The sequence below is a fragment of the Kribbella sp. WER1 genome (genome assembly GCF_054189145.1).
Genome location: NZ_CM135186.1, coordinates 7,500,226 through 7,513,874 on the forward strand (window position 1 = coordinate 7,500,226; position 13,649 = coordinate 7,513,874).

The 13,649-nt window shown below is 69.2% G+C and carries 13 protein-coding genes and 1 pseudogene; 7 read left to right on the forward strand and 7 right to left on the reverse strand.

Annotated elements, in window-relative coordinates:
* Positions 1–87 precede the first annotated feature (87 nt).
* Together miaB and ACXJJ3_RS36735 are read left to right on the forward strand one after the other, a co-directional pair.
* On the forward strand, positions 88–1,563 hold the full coding sequence (gene miaB / locus ACXJJ3_RS36730) for a tRNA (N6-isopentenyl adenosine(37)-C2)-methylthiotransferase MiaB (RefSeq protein WP_458166516.1): 1,476 nt from the start codon (positions 88–90) through the stop codon (positions 1,561–1,563).
* Positions 1,560–2,249, forward strand: a complete 690-nt coding sequence (locus tag ACXJJ3_RS36735; RefSeq protein WP_458166517.1) for a phosphotransferase — start codon at positions 1,560–1,562, stop codon at positions 2,247–2,249. Before miaB ends, ACXJJ3_RS36735 begins: the two co-directional genes overlap by 4 nt.
* Here ACXJJ3_RS36735 and ACXJJ3_RS36740 read toward each other — a convergent pair.
* From ACXJJ3_RS36740 to ACXJJ3_RS36750, 3 genes are all read right to left on the reverse strand, one after another.
* Entirely contained in the window at positions 2,221–4,023 is a 1,803-nt protein-coding gene (locus ACXJJ3_RS36740; protein WP_458166518.1) for a LamG-like jellyroll fold domain-containing protein, read from the reverse strand. The genes ACXJJ3_RS36735 and ACXJJ3_RS36740 overlap by 29 nt on opposite strands.
* A gap of 68 nt (positions 4,024–4,091) precedes the next feature.
* A complete protein-coding gene (locus tag ACXJJ3_RS36745) occupies positions 4,092–4,544 on the reverse strand; it encodes an NUDIX hydrolase (RefSeq protein ID WP_458166519.1) in 453 nt (150 codons plus the stop codon).
* Between the two features lie 278 nt (positions 4,545–4,822).
* Positions 4,823–5,005, reverse strand: coding sequence for a hypothetical protein (locus ACXJJ3_RS36750; RefSeq protein ID WP_458166521.1), 183 nt, complete (start codon positions 5,003–5,005; stop codon positions 4,823–4,825).
* Between the two features lie 50 nt (positions 5,006–5,055).
* Here ACXJJ3_RS36750 and ACXJJ3_RS36755 point away from each other — a divergent pair.
* Together ACXJJ3_RS36755 and ACXJJ3_RS36760 are read left to right on the forward strand one after the other, a co-directional pair.
* Positions 5,056–6,313: pseudogene (locus ACXJJ3_RS36755) on the forward strand (IS256 family transposase).
* Positions 6,314–6,824: 511 nt separating this feature from the next.
* Positions 6,825–8,744 carry a hypothetical protein gene (locus ACXJJ3_RS36760; RefSeq protein ID WP_458166522.1) on the forward strand — a complete coding sequence of 640 codons (1,920 nt, stop codon included), beginning with the start codon at positions 6,825–6,827 and terminating at the stop codon, positions 8,742–8,744.
* Between the two features lie 107 nt (positions 8,745–8,851).
* Here ACXJJ3_RS36760 and ACXJJ3_RS36765 read toward each other — a convergent pair whose 3' ends face one another.
* From ACXJJ3_RS36765 to ACXJJ3_RS36780, 4 genes are all read right to left on the reverse strand, one after another.
* On the reverse strand, positions 8,852–9,421 hold the full coding sequence (locus ACXJJ3_RS36765) for a GNAT family N-acetyltransferase (protein ID WP_458166523.1): 570 nt from the start codon (positions 9,419–9,421) through the stop codon (positions 8,852–8,854).
* 13 nt (positions 9,422–9,434) lie between these two features.
* Entirely contained in the window at positions 9,435–10,169 is a 735-nt protein-coding gene (locus ACXJJ3_RS36770) for an MBL fold metallo-hydrolase (RefSeq protein WP_458166524.1), read from the reverse strand.
* An 18-nt stretch (positions 10,170–10,187) separates the two neighbouring features.
* The gene (locus ACXJJ3_RS36775) at positions 10,188–11,018 is read right to left on the reverse strand and encodes a hypothetical protein (RefSeq protein ID WP_458166525.1); all 831 of its coding nucleotides are present in this window, start codon (positions 11,016–11,018) and stop codon (positions 10,188–10,190) included.
* Positions 11,019–11,111: 93 nt separating this feature from the next.
* Positions 11,112–11,345, reverse strand: coding sequence for a hypothetical protein (locus tag ACXJJ3_RS36780; protein WP_458166526.1), 234 nt, complete (start codon positions 11,343–11,345; stop codon positions 11,112–11,114).
* Between the two features lie 121 nt (positions 11,346–11,466).
* Here ACXJJ3_RS36780 and miaA point away from each other — a divergent pair, with 121 nt between their 5' ends.
* The 3 genes from miaA to ACXJJ3_RS36795 are packed head-to-tail and all read left to right on the forward strand — an operon-like array spanning position 11,467 to position 13,644.
* Positions 11,467–12,456 carry a tRNA (adenosine(37)-N6)-dimethylallyltransferase MiaA gene (gene miaA / locus ACXJJ3_RS36785; RefSeq protein ID WP_458166527.1) on the forward strand — a complete coding sequence of 330 codons (990 nt, stop codon included), beginning with the start codon at positions 11,467–11,469 and terminating at the stop codon, positions 12,454–12,456.
* Complete coding sequence (locus ACXJJ3_RS36790; protein WP_458166528.1) at positions 12,443–12,946, forward strand: SigE family RNA polymerase sigma factor; 504 nt, start codon at positions 12,443–12,445, stop codon at positions 12,944–12,946. Before miaA ends, ACXJJ3_RS36790 begins: the two co-directional genes overlap by 14 nt.
* A gap of 8 nt (positions 12,947–12,954) precedes the next feature.
* The gene (locus ACXJJ3_RS36795) at positions 12,955–13,644 is read left to right on the forward strand and encodes a hypothetical protein (RefSeq protein WP_458166529.1); all 690 of its coding nucleotides are present in this window, start codon (positions 12,955–12,957) and stop codon (positions 13,642–13,644) included.
* The last annotated feature ends 5 nt before the right edge of the window (positions 13,645–13,649 follow it).

A 13,649-nucleotide genomic window follows, 5' to 3' on the forward strand; every position in this document is an offset into this window, starting at 1 on the left:
GTCCGCGCGCCCGGGGCGGTCAGGGGTGTCAGGCAGCTGGCCCAGGTAGGGAAATGTCTACCGCTGCACGTACTCTTGGTGGCTGTCATGCGTACTTACGAGGTCCGCACCTACGGGTGCCAGATGAACGTCCACGACTCCGAGCGGCTGCGCGGGCTGCTGGAGGATGCGGGCTATGTCCGCGCGCCCGAAGGGGACGACGCCGACGTGGTCGTCTTCAACACCTGCGCGGTTCGGGAGAACGCCGACAACAAGCTGTACGGCAACCTCGGGCACCTGGCGCCGGTGAAGGCCAAGAAGCCCGGGATGCAGATCGCCGTCGGCGGTTGCCTGGCGCAGAAGGACAAGGCGTCGATCGTCCGCAAGGCCCCGTGGGTCGACGTGGTGTTCGGGACGCACAACATCGGGTCGCTGCCGGCGCTGCTGGAGCGGTCCCGGGTCGAGCAGGAGTCGCAGGTCGAGATCCTCGAGGCGCTCGAGGTGTTCCCGTCGACGCTGCCGACCCGGCGCGAGTCGCCGTACAGCGCCTGGGTGTCGGTGAGCGTCGGCTGCAACAACACCTGCACGTTCTGCATCGTGCCGGCGTTGCGCGGCCGCGAGAAGGACCGGCGGCCGGGGGAGATCCTGGCCGAGGTCGAGGCGCTGGTCTCCGAGGGCGTGCTCGAGGTCACGCTGCTCGGGCAGAACGTGAACTCGTACGGCGTCGAGTTCGGCGACCGGTTTGCGTTCTCGAAGCTGCTCCGCGCGTGCGGCTCGATCGACGGCCTGGAGCGGGTCCGCTTCACCTCGCCGCATCCGCGGGACTTCACCGCGGACGTGATCGAGGCGATGGCCGAGACGCCGAACGTGATGCACTCGCTGCACATGCCGCTGCAGTCCGGATCCGATCAGATCCTGAAGGCGATGCGCCGCTCCTACCGCCGGGACCGGTATCTCAAGATCATCGAGGACGTCAGGGCGGCGATGCCGGACGCGGCGATCACCACCGACATCATCGTCGGGTTCCCGGGGGAGACCGAGGAGGACTTCCAGGGCACGCTCGACGTGGTCCGGCAGGCGCGGTTCGCGGGCGCGTTCACCTTCCAGTACTCGAAGCGTCCCGGGACGCCGGCCGAGTCGATGGAGAACCAGATCCCGCGCGACGTCGTCCAGGAGCGGTACGAGCGGCTCGTCGCGCTGCAGGACGACATGGCCTGGGCCGAGAACAAGACGCTCGTCGGGCGTTCGGTCGAGGTGCTGGTCGCCGAGGGGGAGGGCCGCAAGGACGCGTCCACCCACCGGCTGAGCGGCCGCGGCCCGGACAACCGGCTCGTCCACTTCGCCGTACCGGAGGGCGTCGAGGCGCCGCGACCGGGTGACATGGCATCGGTCGAGATCACGTACGCCGCGCCGCACCACCTGGTCGCGGACGTGTTCGGAGCGGTACGCCGGACCCGGGCCGGTGACGCGTGGCAGCGGACGCAGGAGACGCCGGACTCGGGTGCACCGGGCGTGATGCTGGGCATGCCGACGATCGGGGCCACGCCGCTCGAGCCGGCAGTCGGCGGCTGCCAGGCCGGATGAGCCTGCTCGACCCGGACGCCGAGCCGTTCGCGTTCGGGCGGGACGCGGACGTCTACGCGATCGACGAGGACTGGGTGCTGCGGCGGTACCGCGACGGCAGCCCGGTCCGCGACGAGGCCGACTTCATGCGGCACGTGGCGCAGTACGGCTATCCGGTGCCGACGATCCGCGAGGTGGACGGCGCCGACATGGTCGTGCAGCGGCTCGAGGGGCCGACGATCGGCGAGGCCGCGATGGCGGGCCAGCTGAACGCGACCGACCTCGGCCTGCTGCACGCGGACCTGCACCGGCGGCTGCAGTCGATCCCGGCGCCGAGCGGTACGCCTGGGCTGGTCGTGGTGCACGGCGACCTGCATCCGCTGAACGTGATCTCGACGCCGGACGGGCCGGTCGTGATCGACTGGCGGAACGCGGAGGAAGGGCTCGCGGAGTTCGACATCGCGATGTCCGCGATCATCTTCGCGCAGGTCGCGCTCGACCCGGAGTACGCGGAGCTGAGCACGCTGCTCCGGGATGCGCTGGAGACGTACCTGGCGAACTCGATCGACCCGACGCCGGGCCTGGACGCCGCCCTCGCCCGCCGGTCCGCGAACCGTACGTTGACCCCGGCAGAGCGGGAGCTTCTCCCTGCGCAGGAGAAGCTCATCCGCTCCCACCTCAGGCGTTCAGGAACTCCGACGGCTTGAGGGCGCGCGCGACGACCCGCAGTTCGCCGATGTTGCCGGCGAAGGCCTGGTCGACGTTGTTCGCGTAGTGCCCGGCCGCGACCAGCCACGGCTTACCCGCGGTCGCGATGCCGTTGGACGGGGTCGCCGGGTTGCGCAGCAGCTCCGAGGAGTCGACGTACACGACGCTGTGCCGCCCGTCGTTCACGATCGCCAGGTGGAACCACTCACCGGCGCGCTGCTCGTGGCCCCAGTTGGTGAACGTGTCGTTCTTGTCCGCCGGGTACACCGCCCACTGCACCTGCAGCCCGCCGGAGAACCCGAGCTTGGCGGCCGGCTCGTCGGGGTCGCTGCCCGTCTTGCCCGCGTCGCCGCCGGTGCCGAGCCGGGTGAGCAGCCCCTCCCACGAGTGGTCCTGCCCGTCGTCGGCGAGCTTCACGAACGCCTCGATCGTGTACCCGTTGCGGAACGTCAACGCATTCAGCGGCGCCCCGTCGGCCGTCTTCAGGTACCCGCCGCGCGCCGGGTTCTTCCCGCCCGGGAACGTCCAGCTCCCGTGGCCCGGCTGATCCGGGTGGTGCTCCGACGACGCGGTCGGCACGTCGTTGCTGAGCTGCACCCGGGTCAGGTCGTTGCCCTGCCCGGACTGGTCGACGACCTTGTCCGCGACCGGCCCGTCGAAGCGCCAGTACGCCGCCGTCCCCGGGATCACGAGCTGTTTCGCGGGGCGCGCCGGGCGGACCGGCTCCGGCGCGAACTTCGTGAACCGCTGGGCGAAGTCGATCGGGATGCTGAAACGGTTCGTGCCGTCGCTCAGCTCGATCTCGGCGGCAGCCAACTCGTTGCGGCGGGCCGGGTCCTGGGCCATGATCCACGGCGAGATCGTCTCGACGTCGACGGTGTTCCGCGCCAGGTCGAAGTGGTACAGCCGGACCATGCCGGAGCCGCCGTAGTACCGGTCCTGGTAGTTGGTGATGTGCAGGTGTACGTCGTTGCCTGCGGCATTCTTCCGGGTGACCCGGCCGGGCGGCCAGTAGTGCCCGTTCAGGGTCAGGAAGACCTGGTCGTTGCCGTTGACAAGCTGATCCCAGACACGGTTGCCCTGGTCACTGAAGTACGCCTTCGGGTCGCCGTGGTCGGCGTACACGAGTTCGTGGATCGTCAGGATCACCGGCAGTTTCGGGTGCTGGGCGATGACGGCGCGGGCCCAGGCGAAGCTCGCGTCCGACGGCCGCCAGTCCATTGCCAGCAGCAACCACTGGCGCCCGCCCGCGCGGAACACGTGGTACTGGTTGTACCCGTTCGCCGTCGACCCGCCGTACGTCGGCATCCACCGGAACCGGCTCGGCCCGAACGTGTCCAGGTACGGCGACGGCCCGCGGGTGTCGTCCTTCGACCCGTCGATGTCGTGGTTGCCGGCGAGCACGGAGTACGGGAAACGGGCGCGGTCGAGGACCTTGAAGACCGGGTCCGCCTTCGCGAACTCGCTCGCCTGCGCGTTCTCCACGACGTCGCCGAGGTGGGCCATGAAGACGATGTTCTGCTCGGCGCGCTGGTCGATCAGGTACTTGAACGTCGCCGTCAACGGTGCCGCGTCACCGCGGTCCTGGTCGAACTGGTACTGCGTGTCCGGCACCACCGCGAGCGTGAACTGCGGATGCTCGGTGTCGACCCGGTTCCCCCGCGGAGTCGCTGCCGCGTCCTGGGTCCCGATCCCGGTCGACGCGATCACCGCACCGGCTCCGATCGCACCCAGCAACCCGCGCCGGCTGGTACCGCCGTACTGCTCGTCCATCGCCCCACACTCCCTGTCCGTTGACAACGTCGGCACAGTAGAGCGCGGCAACCGGCCCGCCGGTGAACTCAGGCGAAACCTTGGACGATCACCGCGGGAAGCGCGGTGCCCTGCAACGACGCCAACACCCGCGCCTCGTGCGGCACCAGCGGTTCGGGCAGGTCGTCCAACGAGTACCACCCGAGCCCCGCCGCCTTGTCCGGCTCCATGATGCGCGGCTCACCCGACCACGTCTCCGCCAGAAAGAAGAAGTCGACCCGCTCGTCGATCGGATCCCCGTTCCCGCCGGTCCGATGCATCGCCGTCACCGCCACCAGCTCCGCCGGATCCACCTCGATCCCGACCTCCTCCTTCAACTCCCGCACCGCCGCAGCCACCGCCGACTCACCCCGCTCGACATGCCCCGCCGGGACCGCCCAATACCCGTCCATATAGCCGGTATTGGCCCGCAGTAACAACAACACCTCATCGCCGCGCCGAACCACCACATAAGCCGCAGGCACCACCCGAAACCGATCCATCCCCAAACCCTAATCACCCCCCGACCGCACCCTCCCACCACCGCCAAGTACGTGCCGGCACCGGCGTAAACGACACCGCTCCGCGGCCGCCGTCTATTGCCGCCTCCGGCGGGTGCGGGAAGGTGTCGCCGGTCATGCGTGGTGGCGCCGAGCGCTGGCGCAACGGGCACCGCTCCGCGGCGGCTGTCTATTGCCGCCTCCGGCGGGTGCGCAGGAAGTGATACCGGGCGGCTGCGGTGGCGCCCGAGGCGTGTTGATGGGTGGTGCTGATGCAACGCTCACGTGCCTCGCGTCGACAGCCTGCTCTCGGCTCCGGCGGTTGCGGGGAGAGGCTTGCCGGTCGTGCGTGGTGGCGCCGAGCGCTGGTGGTGGCGCAACGGATACCGCTCCCGCGGAGTTGCGTCCAGCAGAGTGGTGTACGGCGAGATCCCGGTGGGTCGCGAGAACGTGAACGCGGTCATCGGGTGATCCTTCGAGTGATCTCTCACAACCGACTCGAAGAAGGAAACCGATGACCGCTGGGCCAAGTATCGACCCTGCCGAGTTCCTGCACGAGCATCTCGAGCAGGCCAGCCCGGATCTGTTGCGTGAGTTGATGGAAGGGTTCGTCAACAAACTGCTGTCCGCCGACGCCGACAGCGTGTGTGGCGCGGCGTTCGGGACCCGTGACCCGGGCCGGGTGAACTCGCGCAACGGATACCGCCACCGCGAGCTCGACACCCGGGTCGGCACGCTGGACGTCGCGGTCCCCAAGCTCCGGGAGGGCTCGTACTTCCCCGACTGGTTGCTGGAACGGCGTCGCCGTGCGGAGGCGGCGCTCACGTCGGTGGTGGCGACGTGTTACCTGCTCGGGGTGTCGACACGGCGGATGGACCGACTGGTGCAGTCCCTGGGCATCACCGGGCTCTCACGGTCGCAGGTGTCGGTGATGGCGCGGGACCTCGACGAGCTGGTGCGCGACTTCCGGGAACGGCCGCTGGACGAGGGCCCGTACACGTTCCTGGCCGCGGACGCGTTGACGATGAAGGTCCGCGAAGGCGGCCGGGTGATCAAGATCGCGGTCATGGTCGCCACCGGCGTGAACGTCGACGGGTTCCGCGAGATCCTCGGCGTCGCCACCTCCACCGCGGAGTCCGGGGCCGGCTGGAACAGCTTCTTCAAGGACCTGGTCGCCCGCGGCCTCAACGGTGTCGCACTCGTCACCAGCGACGCCCACGCCGGGCTGGTCGACGCGATCGGCGCGAACCTGCCCGGCGCGTCGTGGCAGCGCTGCCGCACTCACTACACCGCGAACCTGATGAGCGTGTGTCCCAAGCATGCCTGGGGCGGGGTGAAGGCGATGCTGCACCCTCAATGACTCGGTGTTCGACCAGATCGACGCCGCGGCGGTGCACACGCAGTACGACAAACTGCTGGACCAGACCGAGCACACCCTGCCGCAGGTGCACGCGCACCTGGACGCCGGACGGGACGAGATCCTCGCGTTCACCGCGTTTCCCAAGGACGTGTGGCGACAGATCTGGTCCAACAACCCCAACGAGAGACTGAACCGCGAGATCCGCCGCCGCACCGACGTGGTCGGCATCTTCCCCGACCGCGGCTCGATCGTCCGCCTGGTCGGCGCGGTCCTGGCCGAACAACACGACGAATGGGCCGACGGCCGCCGCTATCTCGGCCTCGAGGTACTCCACCGCAGCCGACTCGTCCTCATCACCAACAACAACTCCAAGGAGGAGACCACCCAGACCACCGGCGCCATCAGCACCTAACCACACAACGACGAAGGACCAAACGTCGTACACCACTCCGCAGGACTTGACCCTCCGCGGTGGCTGTCTATTGCCGCGTTCGGCGGGTGCGCAGGAAGTGGCATCGGGCGGGTGCGGTGGCGCCAGGTGCATGTTGTCCTGGGGGGAGCTGTGCAGGCACCGCTGCCCCCGAACAGTCTGAGCGCGACCTCGCGCCTGGTGTGCCCCCGGACCGGACCAAGACCTGTCGCCGTGGGGTGCGGACCAACGCATGTCTCGTGGTGCCGCGGGCGCCTCGGGCGCGGTGCATGTGAGGCGCCAACCGAAGGTGATGGGCCCGCGTTCTGCACCGATGGTGGAGACGGCCTCACACCCACAGTGGAGACGGCCATGCGCCGACGGTGGAGGTGGAGATTCACCCGCTCGTGAGAACCGATCCCACATGGCACACCCCGCGAACTCCCTGTCCTATAAGGGATCTGAGGCCATCCCCGATTTGGCCGTGATCATTCCGTGACCTACAATAGAACACATGTTCGACGTCGACTTGGATGATCTCTCCACCGCGGACCTGCTCGCCGCGGCAGCCGAGTACGCCCAGGACCAAGAACACGCCGCCGTCGGCATCCTCCGCACCACCCTCGCCTTCGCCGACCGCAACGCCGTGGTCGAATGGCCCGGCCGCGAACCGCTGCCCGGCTACGAACGCCTCCGCGTCTACGGCGGCGAAGGCTGCCCCGGCGTCGCCGAGTTCGCCCCCGTCGAGCTGGGCGCCGTCCTCGGCCTCTCCTCCGGTGCCGCCTCGTCCCTCCTCGGCGAAGCCCTCGCCCTGCGCCACCGCCTCCCCAGAGTCTGGGCCGCCGTCCTGTCCGGCAACGCCATCGCCTGGCGCGCCCGCAAAATCGCCCACGCCTGCCTCAGCCTCTCCCTCGAAGCCGCCGCCATCGTCGACCGCCGCGTCGCCGGCATCGTCAACACCGTCACCCCCGGCCGCCTGAAAAGAATCGTCACCGCCGCCATCTGGCAAGCCGACCCCGCCCAGGCCCAGGCCGACGCCGAAGCCGCCGCCAAAACCCGCGGCGTCTTCATCACCCAATCCGACCCCGCCGACGACCACGGCACCAAACGCATCTTCATCCGCGCCGCCTCCGGCGACGTCATCCGCTTCGACGCCACCATCGACGACCTGGCCCACGCCCTGAAAGCCCTCGGCGACCCCGACCCCCTCGACCAACGCCGCGCCAAAGCCATCGGCTGGATAGCCGACCCGGCTGCCGCCCACAACCTCCTCCAAGCCGCCCGCCACCTAGCCCGCACCCACGACCACGCAGGTACCACCCCAACTACCGCTGACCGTACGAGCGCTGACCGTACGAGCGCTGACCGTACGAGCGCTGACCGTACGAGCGCTGACCGTACGAGCGCTGACCGTACGAGCGCTGACCGTACGAGCGCTGACCGTACGAGCGCTGACCGTACGAGCGCTGACCGTACGAGCGCTGACCGTACGAGCGCTGACCGTACGAGCGCTGACCGTACGAGCGCTGACCGTACGAGCGCTGACCGGGCAGGTGTCTACCGGGTAAGCGTCGAGCAGGCAGCCACCGAGCTGGCGGACATTACCCAGGAGGACGCCACCCGGGCGGGCGCAGACCGGGCGAGCGTTGGCCGGGTGAGCGACGACGGGGCGGGTGCTGGCGGCGGGGAGGCGTTTACCTGGCTGGGGTTGGCGGAGACGTTGGAGGCGCGGCTTGCTGGTATCAAGCAGGGTGCCTACAGCGGCAGGTTCGGGGTGGGTGGCGCGACGCTTGCGAGTGGGGGTTCGCTTGGTGGTGGGCGTGGTCGGGGGAGTCGGCATACGTTGTACGTGCATCTCACCGACAGGACCCTCGCTACCGGTACCGGCGTGCTGCGGGTTGAGGAGCTTGGGCCGTTGCTTGCGGGGCAGTTGGGGGAGTTGCTGGGGCATGATCAGGTGATCGTCAAACCGGTGATCGACTTGCATGATCAGGTCAGTGTTGACAGTTACGAGATACCTGATCGGATCCGTGAGCGGGTGCGGTTGAGGCATCCGGTCGACATGTTTCCGTACGGCGCGGCGGAGGCGACGCGGCGGATGGATCTGGATCACATCGCTCCGTACAGCCATGCCGTCGGGCAGGAACGCATGGGGCGGGCGGAATGGGTTTTGCGAGGTGACTCCGTCAAGGGGACAGGTCTGTCTGGAGTTGGCGGACGGGGTGGTTCAGCCGGGTCGGACGGGCAGACCAGTCTTGAGAATCTTGTGCCGCAGGGGCGGCTTCATCATCGTGCCAAGACGTTCGGGGGCTGGCGTAGTCGGCGCTTGGCTGGGGGAGGGGTCGAGTGGGTTAGTCCGCATGGGTTTGTGTTTGTGGTCGACCATGCGGGGACTCGGCGGCTCGCCGGGGTGAGCTGCCGGGTGGCGCTGTGAGTTGTGCCGAACGTGCGGCGGCCTCGGTGGGTTGAACACGGCGGCGCCGGGGCTGGCCGGTCGCGATCGTGGTGTTCGTTCTGGGGCTGTTTTCATGGCTTCGGGGGCTAGAGGGTTTTGGTCATGACGCAGTGGTTCTTGCCTTTGGGGCGTTGGTAGGTGAAGCCTGCCTGTTCGAAGAGGGTGCGGGTGCCGTTGTAGAGGAAGGAGGCGGTGATCTTCTTGCCGGCGGTGTCTTGGGGGTAGGCCTCGACGAGGCCGCCGCCGGCGGTGGTGATGAGGGTGAGGGCGCCGGCGAGGGCGGTGGCGGAGACGCCTTGGCGGCGGTAGTTGCGGTCGGTGAAGAAGCAGGTGAGGCGGTAGTCGGGTAGGCGTTCGAGCCCGGCCTCGTACTCCTTGCGGTGGTAGATGTTCGGCAGTTCCTCAGGCGTGCCGTACTGCAGCCACCCGACCGCCACGTCCCCGTCGAAGACCAGCGCGGCATGCGCACGTTCCTCCAGGACGAGGCGGTGCTTGACCTTCCGGTTGCCGGAAGCGTCGAAGGTCTTCTCGTGGTGCGTCGTCTGGAACCACGTGCACCAGCAGCCGCCCCACACCCCGTTGTGCCGTTCCGCGAGTGCCGCGAACGCGTCCCACGTGTCGGGCGTCAGCGCCCGGACCGTCAGCCCGTCGACCATAGAGCGAGCGTACTCAGATCGAGTACGTCGATCCCGGGGCCGCGTACGAGATCGGCCCGCCGTACCGCGTCCCCGCCCGAGCAACGGCGCCGGCAGGCGTGATCCCCGGACCGACGTGCGTGACGATCAACCGCCCGGCTCGCGCCGCGCTCTCACCGGCCGCCTCGGGGGTGTGATGCGCGGGATCGTCCCCGTCGGCCTCACACAGCAGTACGTCGCACCCGTCCGCCAACTCACGCAGCGCCGTACATGGCGCCGTATCACCCGAGTACACGAGAGAACTGCCGCTCTCCAGCCGTACGGCGAACGCCGGCAGCCCATGCTCCACCGCACGCGACGTCAGCCGCACCGACCCGACCGTCACCGCATGCCCGTCGTACAGCTCGGTGATCGCGAACGCCGATTCGACGGGGCTCCGCGTCGGCCCGTTCGTGAGGAATCCGGCGAGCCGGTCCGCGATCCCCGGCGGGCCGTAGAGCGGGATCGGCGCGGGCAGGGTCACGTCGGCGTACAGCGCGCCGTAGTACGCGGTGAGCAGATCGGCGCTGTGGTCGGCGTGCAGGTGGGAGATCCAGATCGCGTCGAGTTCGTCCAGCCGGGTGTGGCGTTGGAGCGGGCCGAGGGTGCCGGTGCCGGCGTCCATCCAGATGCGGGTGCCGCCGGAGGCCACCAGGTAGCCGGAGCACGGGTTGTCGGCGGACGGGTACGGCGTCGCGGACCCGAGGACGGTCAGCCGGAGGTCGCTCATGGTGGTGATCGTAGGAGGTCAGCGGCGGTAGTTCTCCGGAGGGACCGTCGGGTCGACGAAGCGCAGCGTCTGGCTGGACTCGAGCCAGTGCTGGAGGAGTTCGTCGGTGCCGGCCAGGGTGATCTCGTCGGCGTGGTCGAGCAGGCCGCGGCGGCGCAGGTCGCTGAGGACGCCGGCGCCGTGGTCGATGCCGAGCTGCCGGGGGAGCGGCTTGCGTGCGGTCAGTGCAAGCGACAGGGCCTGCATCGCAACGTTGCCCGAGACAACGGAGTACGCCTCGTGGAAGAGGGCCGCGTCCCACTTCACGCGGGCCTGCAGGTACAGGCCGGAGTAGTCGTCGAAGAGCAGCAGGAACTTGTGTTTGCTTGCCGCCTGCAACGGCATCCGGTCCGGATCGACGGGCGACCGCCGCAGTTGCCCGAGCAGCGAGTACGCGCCCTCGACCTGCCGCAGGCCGCGCAACCGGCCGAACGGGTACGAGGCGACCCGGTCCGAGCGTTTCCAGAACGAGAGCGACCCGGACGTCACGACCGCGACCGGTCCCGGCCGGCCGGCCAACGTACGGCGTACTTCCTCGGCGCGGCAGCCGGAGCAGTCGGACACCCGCGGCGGGTGCTCGACATCGCCGACGATCACCGGCAGGCACGCCATCACGATCCCGTCGAACTCGTCCGACGTCTGCAACACCTTGCGGAACCGCCGCAGCAGCCGTCGATCCGGACCGCTCCACACCCGGTCGACCACGAACACGATCACGGGCAGCCCCGCCAGCACCGCGGCCCACCAGGGCAGCACCCGTACCAGGACGGCACCGGCCACCAGTACGAGCAGCAGTACGACGATCGGCATACGCTCGACCCTAGACCGCCGGGCGTGGCGAAGGGCCGCGAGCGGCGTGCTCGCGGCCCTTCGTCGGGTGCGTCATTCTGAGTAGTTGGTCAACTACTCGATGTCGCCGCCGCTGTCGGTGGTCTCGCCGCCGGACTCGATGTCCCCACCGGACTCGATGTCGCCCCCGGATTCGGTGCCGTCGCCGGGCTCCGCGTCGGCCGCGAACTCGATGTCGCCGCCGCTCTTGCGGGACTCGATGTCACCACCGCTCTTCTTGGCGGCGGTCAGGTTCTCGGCGTCCTCGGGCTGGTCCTTCGCCGACTCTTCGTCGAACGGATTCGTCACGTGCTGTCCTCCCGTAGAAATGTCACGAACTCCATGGTTATTACCGAACATTCCGGGTCATCCACAAGACCGGTCTGCACCTCTTGGCGAACTCTGAATCCGGCACTGCCAGACTGGAGCGATGCCTGCACCACTCGTCGTCGCGGTTGTCGGCCCCACCGCGGCCGGCAAGTCCGACCTCGCCGTTGCCCTGTCCCAGCGCCTCGGCGGCGAGGTGGTGAACGCCGACGCCATGCAGGTGTACCGCGGGATGGACGTCGGTACGGCGAAGATCACCGACGCCGAGCGGCACGGCGTACCGCATCATCTGCTGGACATCCTGGACGTCACCGAGACCGCGACCGTCGCCGAGTTCCAGGAGCTCGCCCGCGCCGCGATCGACGGCTGCCTGAACAGGCAGCTGGTGCCGGTGCTGGCCGGCGGCTCGGCGCTGTACGTCCGGGCGATCCTCGACGACTTCGTGTTCCCCGGGACCGACGCGGCCGTCCGCGCGCGGTTGGAGGCCGAGCTCGAGGCGCATGGCTCCGGCGCCCTTCACCAGCGGCTCGCCGCGGTGGATCCGAAGGCGGCCGAGCAGATCTTGCCCAGCAACGGCCGCCGGATCGTCCGGGCGCTGGAGGTCGTCGAGATCACCGGCGGCCCGTACGTCGCGACGCTGCCCGAGCACCGCTACGTGTACGACGGCGCGGTCCAGCTCGGGCTCGACGTACCGCGGCCGGTGCTCGACGAACGGATCGACCGCCGGGTGGACCGGATGTTCGACGCCGGGTTCGTCGCCGAGGTGCGAGGTCTGCTGAACAAGGGTTTGATTGAGGGAAAGACCGCCAACCGCGCACTCGGATACTCGCAGGTGATCGCGTTGCTGAACGGTGAGATCGACGAAGCCCAGGCCCGGGAGCGGACCGCCCAGGCCACCCGGCGGTTCGCCCGCCGGCAGGATTCCTGGTTCCGTAAGGACCAACGGATCACGTGGCTGCCGTACGACGCGCCGAATCTGGCCGAATTGGCCCTTGAAGTGATCGCGCAAGGCAACCTTGAGGGCGCCCCCGGCGTAGTCGAGGTGAAGAAAGGCCCCAGCGATCACAGAGGGGCCGTAGATGCGAGGGGGTGACCGTGAGGCCGAGTTCCGCGAGTACCTGATCGCGGACCGCACCCGACTGATGCGTACGGCGTTGCTGCTCACCGCGGGGGATGTGCACACCGCCGAGGATCTGGTTCAGACCGCCTGCACGCGCGTCTACGTGCACTGGCACCGGATCAAGCACGAAGGCGCCGGCCCGTACGCCCACCGGATCCTGGTCAACGCCTTCCTCGACGAACGCCGCCGGGCCGGCCGCCACCCGGAGGTGGTGACCGCGGAGACGCTCGAGCCCCGATTGAGCGACGTACCGGACCAGGCGGACATGCTGGCGGTCCGGGGCGCGCTGCTGGACCTCGCGCCGCGGCAACGCGCGGTCCTGGTACTGCGGTACTTCCAGGATCTCGACGTCGCGACCTGCGCGCGGATCCTGGAGTGCACCGAAGGCACCGTGAAGAGCCAGACAGCGAAGGCGTTGCGACGCCTCAAGGAACTGATGACGGAAGAGACGGGGAGTAGCTGAGACCGCCGATGGACGAGGTCAAGAAACTGCTGGAGGGGTTCGCGGACCGCGCGGCCGACGGGCTGCCGGACGCGGACATCGACGCGGACGTCACCCGCGGCCGCCGCGCGCTGCGCCGGATCAAGCGCCGCCGGCGAGCCACCGGGGTGCTCTGTGTCGCGGCCGCGTCGGCTCTGGTGCTCGCGATCGGCAACCAGGTGAAGTGGTGGGGCAACGGCAGCGAGGTCGCCGACGGTCCGGCCCCGCGCGAGACGGCCGCCGCGGCGCCGGGTCCGTCGACGCTGCCGCCCGCGACGCCGGACTCCCAGCACACGATCTCGGCGTTCGGCGTGCCGGTCGTCCAGTTGGTCGAGAACAAGCAGGCCTGGAGCACGATCCACTGCGGCCTCGCCCCGGAGGGCTGGTCGGCCGAGTCGCCGATCAAGGCGAACCACGTGGTCTTGTCGCAGCCGGAGATGCGGACCGCGGACACCGCGGCGAAGGTGGTCCTGCAGGCGGCACCGCAGGCGCGCAGCCTGGTGCGCCCGCGGGTCAGCGACGCGAGCGGCAAGACGTTCCAGATCGGCACGCTCGGCGGCCGGCTGGCCGCGCAGGTGAAGGTGTCACAGCAGTGGCTGCTGGTGTCGTTCCCGTCCGGGACGGCCGAATGGCCCGATGATGCGGTCAAGCGCTTCCTCGACTCCTGTGCGGTGCGGTAGGAAGG